Raw genomic sequence first — 13,944 nt, forward strand, 5'->3', positions numbered from 1 at the left:
AAGATGGCAAGATGCGAACATGGTGTTCACAATTGTGAGCAATTGCACCGATTATCGCGGTTGCACGAAACCGTGCCGCTCGCTACATGCGCGCCATGAAAGTCAGGGATGCAGATATTCTCATCGTGCCGGGTTACACCAATTCCGGACCCGACCATTGGCAGAGCCGCTGGCAATCGAAATTGTCGACGGCGCGCCGCGTCGAGCAGGCAGAATGGTCGAAGCCGGTGCGCGAAGACTGGACGGCGAGCGTGGCGAAAGCGGTCAACGAGGCCGAGCGGCCGGTCGTCATCGTCGCGCATTCGCTCGGCGTTGCGACGGCGGTTCAGGCCATGCCGCAATTCCAACGCCCGGTGGCCGGAGCCTTCTTCGTTGCGCCACCCGACGTCGCCAATCCCAAGATAAAACCCAGGCACCTGATGACCTTCGGTCCCTACCCGCGCGAGCCGCTGGCATTCCCCTCTGTGGTGATCGCCAGCCGCAACGACCCGTTCTGCGCGTTCGATGTCGCCGAGGACATTGCCGGAGCTTGGGGCTCGCTGTTCATCGATGCCGGCGATGCCGGCCATCTCAATGCCGATTCCGGCTTCGGCCCATGGCCCGAAGGATCGATGACTTTTGCGAAATTCCTGACGGACCTTTAGGACTCGATCGAGTCCTTGACGCTCTTCAGCAGGGTCTTTGCCCCCAGACCGATCAGCGCGTGCTCGGAGCCCATGGCCAGCAGCCGATAGCCCATAGACACCACACGGCCGGCGATGGCCGGCTCGACGACGTAGATTGCGGCGTGCTTGCCGGCCTTGCGTGTCCGCTCGGCGATCGAAGCGACGGTTTCCATCATGCTTTCGAGCGTCGAGTTGACGGTGGCGCCGTTCGACCAGGCAATAGAGAAATCCGATGGGCCGAGGAAGATGCCATCAATACCGGGCGTGTCGAGGATGCCGTCGAGCGCATCGAGGGCGGCGCGCGTCTCGACCATGGCGAAGGCCATGGTGCGATCGTTGCTGTCGCGCAGCCAGTCGGCATAGTCCCCCTTGCTATGACGTGGAAAGGCATAGGTTGGACCCCAGGAACGCTCGCCGAGCGGCGGGTACTTCATGGCCGCGGCAAACAGCCTGGCGTCCGCCACCGAATTCACCATCGGCGCAATCACCGCCTCGGCGCCGAAATCGAGCGCGCGGCTGGCCATGTCGAAGCGACCGACCGGAATGCGCACCAGCGCCGGTTTGTTGGCGGCCAGCACCGGCCCAAGGCCGCGCAGCACGCTGTCCTCGTGATGTCCGCCATGCTGCATATCGAGCGTAACGGCATCGAAGCCCTGTCTAGCGAGGATTTCCACCGTCAAGGCATCCGGCACGCCGGACCATGCGGTGCATAACGTTTCATCCGCCGCCAGGCGTGACTTCAGGGACATAAGTGCCTTCCTTTGCTCTCTACTTGCCTCGCATCGGCCCGGAACCGGTTTTCGGAACGCACGATACGAAAGAGGGTGTCAGGGCAGTTTCAGCCGGAAACGGCGGCAAAGGCAAAGAAAAACCGCCCGGATAGGCCGAGCGGTCGATTGGTCCAGGCAGGTCGATCTGGCTCAGAGAGAGATCATGTGTTCTTGATCTGTTCAATCGCCTGCGCCATCAGATCGTCCATGGTGCGGCGAATCTGATGGTCCGACTGGTCGACCCCGGCTTCGTCGAAATCCTTGCGGATCTTGCGGAAAACGTCGTGATCGCCGGCTTCCTCGATGTCGGCGACAACCACCTGCTTGGCATAGGCTTCGGCATCAGCACCGGATTTACCCAGCTTTTCGGCAGCCCACATGCCGAGTGCCTTGTTGCGGCGCGCCGAAGCCTTGAACCGAAGTTCCTCATCGAATGCGAATTTGCGCTCGAAGCCCTCTTCGCGGTCCTTCATATCGATCATTGCGTCCCTCCGATCAAATCCGATTCGTTGATGTGAATATGTGTTTCCGCTGCACAAACCAAAAGGCTGCGGACCGGTCAATATGCTACATCACTTGCTGCGCTGCGGCATTTCATTCCGGAAAGCGGTTGATTGAAAGGATTTGCCGATTGAGCAAACAGTGCGATTGGGATAGACACCGGCATTGAACCCCTACCGTTGCCGCACTAATTTAGGCGGACGGACAGGAACTGGTCGCTTGCCGCCTGTCCGGAAATCCAGAGAAAAATCAGATGAAAAATCGCCGCCGCATTTATGAAGGCAAGGCCAAGATCCTCTATGAGGGACCTGAGCCGGGGACGCTGATCCAGTTCTTCAAGGACGACGCGACCGCTTTCAACAAGAAGAAGCACGAAATCGTCGATGGCAAGGGCGTGCTCAACAACCGCATTTCCGAGCACATCTTCAACCATCTCAACCGGATGGGCATTCCGACCCATTTCATCCGCCGGCTCAACATGCGCGAGCAGCTGATCAAGGAAGTCGAGATCATCCCGCTTGAGGTTGTCGTGCGCAACGTCGCCGCCGGTTCGCTGGCCAAGCGCCTCGGCATCGAGGAAGGCACCGTCCTGCCGCGCTCGATCATCGAATTCTATTACAAGGCCGACGCGCTCGATGACCCGATGGTGTCTGAAGAGCACATCACCGCTTTCGGCTGGGCGAGCCCGCAGGAGATCGACGACGTCATGGCTCTGGCCATCCGCGTCAACGACTTTCTCTCCGGTCTGTTCATGGGTGTTGGCATCCAGCTCGTCGACTTCAAGATCGAGTGCGGCCGGCTATTCGAGGGCGACATGATGCGCATCGTCGTTGCCGATGAGATCTCGCCGGACTCCTGCCGTCTGTGGGACGTGGCGACGCAGGACAAGCTCGACAAGGACCGTTTCCGCCGCGACATGGGGGGATTGGTCGAAGCCTATCAGGAAGTCGCCCGCCGCCTCGGCATCATGAACGAGAACGAACCGCCGCGTCCCGCCGGACCAGTGCTCGTCGCCTCGACCGATGGCGTCAAAGGCAAGCCGCACTGAGATTTTTGCCGCTCAACACTTCGAACAGGAGCATGTCCAGCGTGATCAAGGCCCGCATTACCGTAACCCTCAAGAACGGCGTGCTCGACCCGCAAGGAAAGGCGATCGAACATGCGCTGTCCGGGATGGGCTTTAACGGCGTCGGCCAGGTGCGGCAGGGCAAGGTCTTCGACGTCGAGCTTGCCGAGAGCAACAAGGCGAAGGCCGAAGCAGATCTCAAAGCCATGTGCGACAAACTTCTGGCGAATACGGTGATTGAGAATTACGCGGTGGAGATCGCCTGAGGTGAAATCAGCCGTCGTCCTCCTCCCCGGCCTCAACCGTGACCGCGACATGATTGCGGCGCTGACCAAGATTTCCGGCAAGGCGCCGGTCACGGTCTGGCAGACCGACACCGAAATCCCCGATGTCGACCTGATCACCATCCCCGGCGGCTTTTCCTTCGGCGACTATCTGCGCTGCGGCGCCATTGCCGCGCGTATGCCTGTCATGCGGGCGGTCGCCGAAAAGGCGGCCAAGGGTGTCATGGTCATCGGCGTCTGCAACGGGTTCCAGATCCTGGTCGAGGCCGGCCTTTTGCCGGGCGCCTTGATGCGCAACACGTCGCTGAAATTCGTCTGCCGGCAGGTCAAGCTGCAGATCGCCAATGCGAACACGATGTTCACCCGCCGCTATCAGCCGGGCCAGATCATCCGCTCGCCGGTGGCGCATCACGACGGCAATTATTTTGCCGACGCCGAGACGCTCCGCAGGCTCGAAGGCGAAGGCCAGGTCGTGTTCCGCTATGCCGAAGGCACCAATCCCAACGGCTCGATCAACGACATTGCCGGCATCATCAACGGCCAGGGCAATGTGCTCGGCCTGATGCCGCATCCCGAGAACCTGATCGAAGCAGCACATGGCGGTAGCGACGGCCGGGCGCTGTTCGAAAGTGCCCTCGGCATTGCCGCTTGATATCCCCAGCATTCATCCTTTTTCGCGAACTCGAAATAGGCGCCGCATGAGCCTGAGACAGACGATCGCCCGCCTCGCTCTCATCGCCGCCGCCGGCCTTGCGCTCGCCTCCTGCCAATCGAAGCCGAAGAGCGCGCCGGCGCCCTCGGGCAAGAGCGCGTCGCTGCTTGCAATGGAACAGGTGGCGATCGCCGCCCATAAATGCTGGATCGCCAGCAAGGATGCTGCCTTCAAGCCTTATCAGATGGCCAATGAGCTGAATTCGTTCACCGGCACGCCGCGCTTCCTGCTGGTCCCGGTCAAACACTATGGCGGAAAGCCGTTGCTGGTCGTGCAGGCACAAGGCAATTCACGTCGCATCGACGTCTACGGTCCGCTGATGGACGAGCCGCTCGGTGCACGCATCGGCTCGGACATTGCCCGCTGGCAGACTGGCAATCCGGCTTGCGGTGCCGCGGCGTAGCGCCATGGGTCGCTTCCTGCAGATAGCGGGTCTGGTCATAGGTCTGGCCGGGCTTGTCCTGCAAATCTGCATCACCGTTCCGGCGTCGATGGAAGCGGGCCGCAGTTTCGTTGGCTCGCTGGTCTTCTACTTCAGCTTCTTCACCATCCTGACCAATATCGGCGCGGTGCTCGTGCATATTTCGCTGCTGTCACCCGCTGGCTACGCCTGGTTTCCGGCCTTTGCCGGGCCGCGGATGCGGGCGGGCGTTGCGGTTGCCATAACCCTGGTCTTCATCATCTATGCGATGGTCCTGGCGCAGCTTTGGCAGCCGCAGGGCCTGTTCCTGCTCTGCGACGTCCTGCTGCACTATGTAACACCGGTGCTGTTCGTGCTGTGGTGGCTTGTGGCAGGCGCCGACGGCTCGACACGGTGGCGCGACATCTCCTTGTGGATGATCTATCCGGTCGCTTATTTGGCCTATGTATTGGCGCGGGCGCCGATATCGGGCGAAGTGCCCTACCCGTTCCTCAACGTCGCCAAGAACGGCGCGGCCAGCGTCGCCGTTTCGGCGCTCGGCATCACCGGTCTTTTTCTGGTGCTGTGCATCATTGCGGTGCTTGCCGACCACGGCATCTCACGGATCAGGAGCCCTGGCGTCCATCCAGGTGCGAAAAGGGCTTCCTGAGGTTTCTTTCAGTCCCAGAACGGCCGCAGACCCTCACGGTGGGCATCGCAGCGCGAGACGCCGATATCCTTGAGCTGATCGTCAGTCATCTCCAGCAATATCAGCCGGCTGCGGCGACGATCGACCATGGCGTCGATCCACCTGAAAAGCGATCTGGCCACGCGGACGAGACGATTGACATAGGTCCTCCGGCCTAATGGCCGCGCCATCCGTAACTCAGCTTCTGCATAGTGAGTTGTATCGATTGTACCCATTGTCTTTCCGCCAATATCCGTGATTGTACCCTTTATCGCCGAATACTGATATGTATTGACTCATATTCCGGCGCAATATAGAAAATTGTCACCATGACAAGTTGGCTTCCAGATCTCACCACAGGCACCGGCCCGCTCTATCAGCGGCTGGCGGATTCCATTGAAACGGACATCGATCAGGGCGTGATCGATGCAGGGACAAAACTGCCGCCGCAGCGCGATCTGGCATATGATATCGGCACGACGGTCGGCACAGTCGGCCGGGCCTACCAATTGTTGCGCGAGCGTGGACTGGTCAGCGGCGAAGTCGGGCGCGGAACCTATGTCCTGACGCAGCGCCCGGATGTCGCGAAGCCGGATTTCCTGGAACCCGTCGAGCAAGGCACGCGCTACTACTTCGATGCGCCTCGCGACAAACTGCGCCTCGACAGCACGGCCGCGCCCGACACTGGCCAGGGCGCCATTGTCGCCGATGTGCTTTCGCGCACAACGCAGGACTATCCGCACGAGATTTCAAGCTACACGCGCGATTTCCCGGACCGCTGGTTTGAGGCCGGCAGAAGCTGGCTGTCGCGCAATTCCTATCGCCCGGCCCCGGATACCATCGTTCCGACGCTCGGCACCCATGCCGCGGTGATGGCAGCAATTGCAGGGCTCACCACTCCCGGCGACTATGTCGTCTTCGAGCACCTCACCTACTCGCAGATTTCCCGCAGCGCCGGCCTGATCGGGCGCCGGACCGCACTGGTGGCGGCGGACGACGGAGGCATCGATCCCGAGGATTTCGAGCGCGTCTGCGCGCAAAAACATCCGAAAATAATGTTTCTGATGCCGACGGCCAAGAACCCGACGCTGGTGACGCTGTCGGCAACGCGCCGCGAGGCCATCGCGCGCGTCGCCCGTCAATACAATGTCGTCCTGATTGAGGATGATCTCTATGGTGGTATGACAGACGACCCAACACCGTTGCTCGCCGAATATGCGCCGGAACGGACAATCGTTGCCGGCGGCCTGTCGAAATCGGTCGCCGCGGGTGTTCGTAGCGGCTGGCTAGCCTGCCCGCCGGCCTATCGCCACCGCATCAGGGTCGCCCACAAGATGATGACCGGTGGCCTCCCCTTCCTGCTGGCAGAGGTAGGCAGCAGGCTGGTGTTGTCCGGCCAGGCCAGCGAGATGCGCAAACGCAGCATTGCCGAAATCAGCGCGCGCATAGCGATCGTGCGCGAGACACTCGACGGCTTCGATATCAAGGCGTTGGATACCGTGCCCTTCGTTTGGCTCACTTTGCCCGATCCATGGCTTTCCGGCACCTTCAAGCAAGCCTGCCTCGAGCATGGCGTACTGATCGACGATGAGGACGAGTTCAAGGCAGGGCGCTCCGAACAGGTTTTCCATGGCGTCCGCTTTGGCGTGTCACAGCCGGAACGGCGAGAGGACTTAGCGCATGGTCTGGCGGTAATCAGGCGGCTTCTGGACGAAGGCCGTGCCGGCTACGACAGTTTCTCCTGAACCGACTTGAAACCGGCGGGTCGAGTGGCGATCTTTCGCTACTTGCTGCCTTGTGGCTTTCCATCGTTTTTCGTCGCTTGATGGGTGTATCGGCGGCAAAGCTTGCGATAAGACGGGACTCGATCCCCAGGACACAAATTGCCGCCCATGACCATTTCCAATTCCGTGCCGATCACTCCGGACCTCATCGCCGCGCACGGGCTGAAGCCCGACGAATATCAGCGCATCCTCGACCTGGTCGGGCGTGAACCGAGCTATACCGAACTCGGTATCTTCTCGGCGATGTGGAACGAACACTGCTCCTATAAATCCTCGAAGAAGTGGCTGCGCACACTGCCGACATCAGGTCCGCGGGTCATCCAGGGTCCGGGCGAGAATGCCGGCGTGGTCGACATCGGCGACGGCGACTGCGTCGTCTTCAAGATGGAGAGCCATAATCACCCCTCCTATATCGAACCCTATCAGGGAGCTGCGACCGGGGTCGGCGGCATCCTGCGCGATGTCTTCACCATGGGCGCACGGCCGATCGCGGCGATGAACGCCCTGCGGTTCGGTGCGCCGGACCATCCCAAGACCAAACACCTCGTTGCCGGCGTCGTTTCCGGCGTTGGCGGCTACGGCAATTCCTTCGGTGTGCCGACGGTCGGCGGTGAGGTCAATTTCGACGCGCGCTACAATGGCAACATCCTGGTCAATGCGTTCGCGGCGGGGCTCGCCAAGACCGATGCGATCTTCCTGTCGGAAGCCAAGGGCGTCGGCCTGCCGGTCGTCTATCTCGGCGCCAAGACCGGTCGCGACGGTGTCGGCGGCGCGACCATGGCCTCGGCCGAGTTCGACGACAAGATCGACGAGAAACGGCCCACCGTTCAGGTCGGCGACCCGTTCACCGAAAAATGCCTGCTCGAAGCCTGCCTCGAACTGATGGCGTCAGGCGCGGTCATCGCCATCCAGGACATGGGCGCGGCCGGTCTCACCTGTTCCGCGGTCGAGATGGGCGCCAAGGGCGATCTCGGTATAGAGCTCGACCTCGACAAGGTGCCGGTGCGCGAGGAGCGCATGAGCGCCTATGAGATGATGCTGTCGGAGAGCCAGGAGCGCATGCTGATGGTGCTGCGCCCCGAAAAAGAAAAGGAAGCCGAGGCGATCTTCCACAAATGGGGCCTCGATTTCGCCATTGTCGGCAAGACCACCGACGATCTGCGCTTTCGCGTGCTGCACCAGGGCGATGAGGTCGCCGATCTGCCGATCAAGGATCTTGGCGACAAGGCGCCGGAATATGACCGCCCGTGGGTCGAGCCGAAGAAGCCGGCGCCGCTGGCGGCTGGCGACGCACCACAGGCGGATGTCGCCGAGGCACTGCTGAAACTGCTTGGCGGACCCGACCTTTCCTCGCGCCGCTGGGTATGGGAACAGTACGACACGCTGATCCAGGGCAATTCGCTGCAGCTTCCGGGCGGCGATGCCGGCGTGGTGCGCGTCGAAGGCCATCCGACCAAGGCGCTCGCCTTCTCTTCCGACGTGACGCCGCGCTATTGCGAGGCCGACCCCTATGAGGGCGGCAAGCAGGCGGTGGCTGAATGCTGGCGCAACCTCACCGCCACCGGCGCACTGCCGCTCGCGGCCACCGACAACCTCAATTTCGGCAATCCGGAACGGCCAGAGATCATGGGCCAGTTGGTTGGCGCCGTGAAAGGGATCGGCGAAGCCTGCCGTACGCTCGGCTTTCCGATCGTCTCCGGCAATGTCTCGCTCTACAACGAAACCAACGGGCAAGGCATCTTGCCGACCCCGACCATCGGCGGCGTCGGACTGATCGACGACTGGTCGAAGATGACGCGGATCGGCTTTGCCGCCGAGGGCCAGATGATCCTGCTGGTCGGCGCGCCGTCCAAGTGGGGAACACATCTCGCCCAGTCGGCCTATATGCGCGACATTCACGGCCGCACCGACGGCCCGCCGCCGCCGGTCGATCTCGACCATGAAAAGCGCGTCGGCGACCATGTGCGCGCCCTGATCGCCTCCGGCGTCGTTACATCAGCGCATGATGTTTCCGACGGCGGCATCGCTGTCGCGCTGGCCGAGATGGCGATGGCATCCGGCATCGGCGCGACCGTCCCCGGCCTGGTCGGGACCGATCCGATCCCGGTCTGGTTCGGCGAGGATCAGGGCCGCTATCTCTTGACGCTGTCGGTCGATCCGCAGAGTGACGAATGGGATACTATTCGCGAACAGCAAAGCAAGCTCGGCATCTTTGCGCCGTGGATCGGCTCGACGGGCGGCGGCGAATTGAAACTCGGCGAGGCGCGTGCGATACCGGTCAGCGAATTGACCGCAGCCCACGAATCCTGGTTTCCTCGCTTCATGGGAACGGGAATAAGGTAGCACCTATGGCAATGGACGCGCACGACATCGAACGGCTGATCAAGGAAGGCATTCCGGACGCCAAGGTGACAATCCGCGACCTGGCCGGCGACGGCGACCACTATGCGGCCGAGGTGGTGGCCGAAAGCTTTCGCGGAAAAAGCCGCGTCCAGCAGCATCAGATGGTCTATAACGCGCTGAAGGGCAATATGGGCGGCGTGCTACACGCGCTCGCGTTGCAGACCAGCGTGCCGGACTGAGTTCCGCCCTCGTCACCTTTTCGCCGAGACGGCAATGATCGGCCCTGCCGGGTAGTTTCCACCGACGATCATCCTCTCGCCATTCGACAGCGCCGAAACCACTCCGTCGAAGAAAAGCGCGTTGGGACAATGCAGCGCATCACGGAACATGCGTGCAAAGCTGCCGAGACTGACTTGCGAGCGTGAGATCGCCAGCACGATCGTGTTTTCGTCACGCACGCCAACGCCGTTACGAATGTAACGCGACGTGCCGTTCGCCTCGAAGCGAGGATGAGGCCGGCCGTCGATTACCAGCATCGGTCCGGATTGCGTGGCGAACGCCACATCCGGCTTCGCGGCGGCATAGGCGTTCGTTTCCATGATCGCCGCCTTGCCGTCGTTGCGGACCAGGAACACGCCATTCGGCTTCAAGAAGAAATTGCCTTCGCCGTCAGCGAGGTTGAGCGGCGCCTTCTCCTGGCCATCCTCAATAAGAAGGCCGACCGGCGTCAGGTCCTCATGATACATGCCAGCGTTCATGGCGAGCAGCACCGGCCTGCCCTCGCCCGACATCGCCTTGTCGAACTTTTCCAGCGAGCCGAAGGCTTTGCCGTCGTCGCCGGCGTGCAAGACGCCGGTGTCATAGGCGCGAAGATCGATCTCGCAGACGATGTATGGAACTGTCTCAAAGCTAAGATCGCGGCATGGCCCGGGCAGCTCGTAGCCGATAACGACAGGCGGGTGTTCCGATGGCCTGCGCCACCAGATAGAGGCAAGCACAATGAGCAGAACACCAATCAGGAACGCCGCGCTATATCGCCTTCTCATCGCTTCCTTGGGAAAATAGCTGCCCGATGCTCTTGGCCCAATATCAGGCCATCCTTTGCGCCATTTGCGTGACGATGCGGCAAACGTCTTGTTTCAGGCAACCTATGGGTTTATTTGAAGGGTATGTTTCGAGCCTGACTCCCGCGGGCATGAAAGGATTCTCTATGAGCGGTATTAACGACTACATCGACAGCGAGGTGAAGGGCAACGAAGTCGTTCTCTTCATGAAGGGCACGCCCGGTTTCCCGCAATGCGGTTTTTCCGGTCAGGTCGTGCAGATCCTCGACTACATCGGCGCCGACTACAAGGGCGTGGACGTGCTGACCTCGGCCGAGCTGCGGCAAGGTATCAAGGAATACTCCAACTGGCCGACCATCCCTCAACTCTACGTCAAGGGTGAGTTCGTTGGCGGCTGCGACATCATCCGCGAGATGTTCCAGGCAGGCGAACTGCAGACGTTCCTCGTCGAAAAGGGCGTGAGCGTCAAAGGCGCAGCCTGAATTCTGTTGTGCATGATCCTTCCGAAAGTCGATTCCCGACTTTCGGAAACTTGCGCTAAACGCCGGGCCAGCCCCCATCTCGGCAGACTAATTACCCCCCGGTGTCGGGGCACAAGACGAATGAAGGCGCCGGCGCACCGGCGCTTTTTCGTTTGAAGATCGGACTTTGCCGTGGATCAGCATGCACAAGCGCCGCAACAGGCAAGCACCTTGCCTATTCCGCGCTGGGAATTCATCGCGCTGTGCGCGGCATTGATGGCGCTCAACTCGCTGGCCATCGACATCATGCTCCCGGCGCTGCAGCAAATCGGCGCCTCGCTGGGCGTGGAGAATGAAAACCATCGCCAATACGTGATTGCGGCCTACATTCTGGGCTTTGGCGGCGGACAGCTCTTCTTCGGGCCGATCTCGGACCGATTTGGACGCCGTGCTCCACTCGTCGTCGGACTGGTGATCTATGTCGCGGCAGCGGCTGCGGCGGCAATCGCGCCGACATTCGCTACTCTTATCCTGTGCAGGGTTGTGCAAGGTATCGGCGCCGCGGCCACACGCGTCATCGCCGTCTCGATCGTGCGCGACACGTTCGACGGCCGGCGGATGGCCGAAGTCATGTCGCTGATCTTCATGGTGTTCATGGCAATTCCGGTGGTGGCGCCCGGCATCGGCCAATTCATCATGCTGTTCGCGACCTGGCACGTGATCTTCATCACCATGGCGGCAGGGGCGCTGATCGTGTCGGCGTGGGCACTGCTGCGGCTACCCGAAACGCTGCATCCCGAACACCGCAGGCCGCTAACTGCCGAATCCATCATTGGCGGCTTCCGCATCGTGTTGACCAATCGCATGGCACTTTGCTACGCCTTCGCCAGCACCTTTGCGTTCGGCGCGATGTTCGGCTTCATCAATTCGGCCCAGCAGATCTACGTCGGCGTCTTTGGCGTCGGCGAGATGTTCCCGGTGATTTTCGCAGGGATAGCCGGCGTGCTCGCCTTTTCGAACTATCTGAATTCGCGCCTTGTCGGCCGCATCGGCATGCGCCGTCTGTCGCAGAGCGCACTGCTCTTGTTTCTGGCCATCAGCCTCGCCTGGCTGGTTGTTTCCATCCAAATGAAGATGCCGCTCTGGCTTTTCATCGCCTTCTTTGCTTGCGCGATGGTCCCGTTCGGCGCACTTGGCGCGAATTTCAACGCACTCGCCATGGAGCCGCTCGGCCAACTGGCTGGCACCGCATCGTCCATTCTGGGTTTCATGCAGACCTTCCTCGGCGGCCTGCTCGGCACGCTGATCGGTCAAGCCTTCAACGGCACGGTGACGCCCTTGGCCGCCGGATTCTGCAGCGTGTCGCTTGGCGCGTTGGTGATGGTGCTGATCGCCGAACGCGGCAAATTCTTCCGGCCGCAGAACCCGCCGGTTTAGGCGGGATGAATTCAACCAGATTGATCCCCGGCAAGCCTACTCCGCCCAGAGCTCGCGGCGCAGTTCGCGCCAGCTTTCCTCGTCCGGCGCGACAAGAAGGCCACCTCCGACATGCGAAGGCAGATAGGCGCTGCCGTCGAAACGCGCCGCATAACCACCGGCCTCGGCATGGATCAGCACACCGGCCAGATGATCCCACGGCATCAGCTTGTTGTAGACGACGAAGTGGGCGTGACCGCTCGCAAGCAGGCGGTATTCGTGAGCCGCACAGCGATAGCCGAACTGCGACAGGCACTTCGTCTGGTTACGCGCTAGCCGGGATCGTTCCGGCTCGGGTAGATACTGCCAGGAGACCGCACCGGTCATTGCCGAGATCGGCACAGGCTTGACGACATGCACCTTCTCTATGCTGCCATGCGCATGCCGTATGTGGCTGCCAGCACCCTTGGCACCGATCAGCCAGTCCTTGCCGACGGGATCGTGAATGATGCCGGCTACTGTCTCGCCCCTCACCACGACACCGAGCATGACGCCGAATAGCGGCACGCCGGAGGCGAAGTTGAAGGTGCCGTCGACCGGATCGATGACGAAGGCGAGATCGGCTTCGCCGAGGCCCTGGAGCAGCGCCGGATCGTCGGAACAGGCCTCTTCGCCCACGATCATCGCCTGGGGGTAGCGCTCACGCAGCCTGACGGTGATGAGCCGCTCGGCGTTCACGTCGGCCTCCGTCACCAGGTCGGCTGCCGAGGTTTTCTGGCGGACCTCGCCCTCATCCAGCCGGCGAAAGCGCGGCATGATCTCGGCTATGGCAGCGTCGGACAGAAGGTTGGCAAGCCAGTCGATCGCGGTGTCGTCAAATGTCATCGGCTTGCCTTGTGGTGAGGGTCTCGTTGAGAGCGGCGAAATCGAACAGCTTTCTGTCGAGCAGATGCGAGGGCCGCACATTGGTCATGGCGTGGATCATCGTGTCCTTGCGGCCGGGCATGCGCTTTTCCAGGTCGTCGAGCATCGCCTTCATCGCATTGCGCTGCAAGCCATCCTGGCTGCCGCACAGATCGCACGGGATGATCGGGAATTTCATGGCGCCGGCGAATTTTTCGAGATCGGCCTCGGCACAATAGGCAAGCGGCCTTAGCACCATGACGTCGCCGTCGTCGTTGAGCAGTTTTGGCGGCATGGCGGCAAGCCGCCCGCCATGGAACAGGTTCATGAAGAAGGTTTCGAGAATGTCCTCGCGATGGTGGCCGAGCACCAGCGCCGAGCAACCTTCCTCCCGCGCGATGCGGTAGAGATGGCCGCGCCTGAGCCGCGAGCACAGCGAACAGTAGGTGCTGCCCTGGGGCAGCTTGTCGGTGACCACCGAATAAGTGTCCTGATATTCGATGCGGTGCGGGATGGCGTATTTGTTGAGATAGTCGGGTAATATGTGTTTGGGGAAATTGGGCTGGCCCTGGTCTAGATTGCAGGCCAACAGCTCGACCGGCAGCAGCCCGCGCCATTTGAGGTCGAGCAGCAAAGCGAGCAGGCCGTAGGAGTCCTTGCCGCCCGACAAGGCAACCAGCCAACGATCGCCAGGCCTCACCATCGAAAAATCGTCGATCGCCTGACGGGCGAGACGCAGCAGCCGCTTGCGCAGCTTGTTGAACTCGACGGAGGACGGCACATCGGCAAACAGCGGATGAAAGCCGCCTGCGGCATCGGCGATCGGTTCGAGTGTTTCTGGCAGCATGTTCATGGCGCGTCGGCCCCAAAGGTCCTTGTTGCTGCCC

At 61.4% G+C, this 13,944-nt stretch carries 17 protein-coding genes; 11 read left to right on the top strand and 6 right to left on the bottom strand.

Translation table 11 applies throughout. From position 1 onward, the window contains the following. Positions 1 to 95: 95 nt before the first annotated feature. A complete protein-coding gene (locus tag ABID19_RS23930) occupies positions 96 to 644 on the top strand; it encodes an RBBP9/YdeN family alpha/beta hydrolase (RefSeq protein WP_354493498.1) in 549 nt (182 codons plus the stop codon). Here ABID19_RS23930 and ABID19_RS23935 read toward each other — a convergent pair. Beyond that, on the bottom strand, positions 641 to 1,414 hold the full coding sequence (locus ABID19_RS23935; protein WP_354493389.1) for an HpcH/HpaI aldolase family protein: 774 nt from the start codon (positions 1,412 to 1,414) through the stop codon (positions 641 to 643). The two genes, ABID19_RS23930 and ABID19_RS23935, sit on opposite strands and share 4 nt — an antisense overlap. Positions 1,415 to 1,596: 182 nt before the next feature. After that, entirely contained in the window at positions 1,597 to 1,917 is a 321-nt protein-coding gene (locus ABID19_RS23940) for a DUF1476 domain-containing protein (RefSeq protein ID WP_352934822.1), read from the bottom strand. Positions 1,918 to 2,189: 272 nt separating this feature from the next. Between ABID19_RS23940 and purC the strand changes: the two genes are divergently transcribed. Genes purC through ABID19_RS23965 form a run of 5 tightly spaced genes read left to right on the top strand, consistent with a single transcriptional unit; the run spans position 2,190 to position 5,068 of the window. Then, positions 2,190 to 2,984, top strand: coding sequence for a phosphoribosylaminoimidazolesuccinocarboxamide synthase (gene purC, locus ABID19_RS23945; RefSeq protein ID WP_023674725.1), 795 nt, complete (start codon positions 2,190 to 2,192; stop codon positions 2,982 to 2,984). 41 nt (positions 2,985 to 3,025) lie between these two features. Further along, positions 3,026 to 3,268 (top strand): phosphoribosylformylglycinamidine synthase subunit PurS, encoded by a 243-nt coding sequence (gene purS / locus ABID19_RS23950; RefSeq protein WP_354493499.1) that lies wholly within the window; start codon positions 3,026 to 3,028, stop codon positions 3,266 to 3,268. 1 nt (position 3,269) lies between these two features. Beyond that, on the top strand, positions 3,270 to 3,938 hold the full coding sequence (purQ, locus tag ABID19_RS23955) for a phosphoribosylformylglycinamidine synthase subunit PurQ (protein WP_354493390.1): 669 nt from the start codon (positions 3,270 to 3,272) through the stop codon (positions 3,936 to 3,938). Between the two features lie 46 nt (positions 3,939 to 3,984). After that, a complete protein-coding gene (locus tag ABID19_RS23960) occupies positions 3,985 to 4,401 on the top strand; it encodes a hypothetical protein (RefSeq protein WP_354493391.1) in 417 nt (138 codons plus the stop codon). A gap of 4 nt (positions 4,402 to 4,405) precedes the next feature. After that, the gene (locus tag ABID19_RS23965) at positions 4,406 to 5,068 is read left to right on the top strand and encodes a Pr6Pr family membrane protein (protein WP_354493392.1); all 663 of its coding nucleotides are present in this window, start codon (positions 4,406 to 4,408) and stop codon (positions 5,066 to 5,068) included. Positions 5,069 to 5,076: 8 nt separating this feature from the next. Here the strand turns inward: ABID19_RS23965 and ABID19_RS23970 are convergent, their stop codons facing one another. Continuing rightward, positions 5,077 to 5,322: a DUF1127 domain-containing protein gene (locus ABID19_RS23970; RefSeq protein ID WP_354493393.1), complete on the bottom strand. Its 246-nt coding sequence runs from the start codon at positions 5,320 to 5,322 to the stop codon at positions 5,077 to 5,079. 93 nt (positions 5,323 to 5,415) lie between these two features. On the opposite strand from ABID19_RS23970, the gene ABID19_RS23975 reads away from it, so the two are divergent. The 3 genes from ABID19_RS23975 (at position 5,416) to ABID19_RS23985 (ending at position 9,452) form a co-directional block, all read left to right on the top strand. Further along, the gene (locus ABID19_RS23975) at positions 5,416 to 6,831 is read left to right on the top strand and encodes an aminotransferase-like domain-containing protein (protein WP_354493394.1); all 1,416 of its coding nucleotides are present in this window, start codon (positions 5,416 to 5,418) and stop codon (positions 6,829 to 6,831) included. Between the two features lie 147 nt (positions 6,832 to 6,978). Next, positions 6,979 to 9,213 (top strand): phosphoribosylformylglycinamidine synthase subunit PurL, encoded by a 2,235-nt coding sequence (gene purL / locus ABID19_RS23980; RefSeq protein WP_354493395.1) that lies wholly within the window; start codon positions 6,979 to 6,981, stop codon positions 9,211 to 9,213. Positions 9,214 to 9,218: 5 nt separating this feature from the next. Next, positions 9,219 to 9,452 (top strand): BolA family transcriptional regulator, encoded by a 234-nt coding sequence (locus ABID19_RS23985; protein WP_354493396.1) that lies wholly within the window; start codon positions 9,219 to 9,221, stop codon positions 9,450 to 9,452. Positions 9,453 to 9,464: 12 nt separating this feature from the next. Here ABID19_RS23985 and ABID19_RS23990 read toward each other — a convergent pair whose 3' ends face one another. Continuing rightward, a complete protein-coding gene (locus tag ABID19_RS23990) occupies positions 9,465 to 10,259 on the bottom strand; it encodes a phosphodiester glycosidase family protein (protein WP_354493397.1) in 795 nt (264 codons plus the stop codon). A gap of 164 nt (positions 10,260 to 10,423) precedes the next feature. On the opposite strand from ABID19_RS23990, the gene grxD reads away from it, so the two are divergent. Next, positions 10,424 to 10,759 carry a Grx4 family monothiol glutaredoxin gene (grxD, locus tag ABID19_RS23995; protein ID WP_145715131.1) on the top strand — a complete coding sequence of 112 codons (336 nt, stop codon included), beginning with the start codon at positions 10,424 to 10,426 and terminating at the stop codon, positions 10,757 to 10,759. Between the two features lie 171 nt (positions 10,760 to 10,930). Continuing rightward, positions 10,931 to 12,175 (top strand): multidrug effflux MFS transporter, encoded by a 1,245-nt coding sequence (locus ABID19_RS24000; RefSeq protein WP_354493398.1) that lies wholly within the window; start codon positions 10,931 to 10,933, stop codon positions 12,173 to 12,175. A gap of 36 nt (positions 12,176 to 12,211) precedes the next feature. Here the strand turns inward: ABID19_RS24000 and ABID19_RS24005 are convergent, their stop codons facing one another. Together ABID19_RS24005 and ttcA are read right to left on the bottom strand one after the other, a co-directional pair. After that, positions 12,212 to 13,039, bottom strand: coding sequence for an inositol monophosphatase family protein (locus tag ABID19_RS24005; protein WP_354493399.1), 828 nt, complete (start codon positions 13,037 to 13,039; stop codon positions 12,212 to 12,214). Then, positions 13,029 to 13,910: a tRNA 2-thiocytidine(32) synthetase TtcA gene (gene ttcA / locus ABID19_RS24010; RefSeq protein ID WP_354493400.1), complete on the bottom strand. Its 882-nt coding sequence runs from the start codon at positions 13,908 to 13,910 to the stop codon at positions 13,029 to 13,031. Before ttcA ends, ABID19_RS24005 begins: the two co-directional genes overlap by 11 nt. Between the last annotated feature and the right edge of the window lie 34 nt (positions 13,911 to 13,944).

It is taken from the genome of Mesorhizobium robiniae, assembly GCF_040545535.1.
In the GTDB taxonomy this organism is placed as follows: domain Bacteria; phylum Pseudomonadota; class Alphaproteobacteria; order Rhizobiales; family Rhizobiaceae; genus Mesorhizobium; species Mesorhizobium robiniae.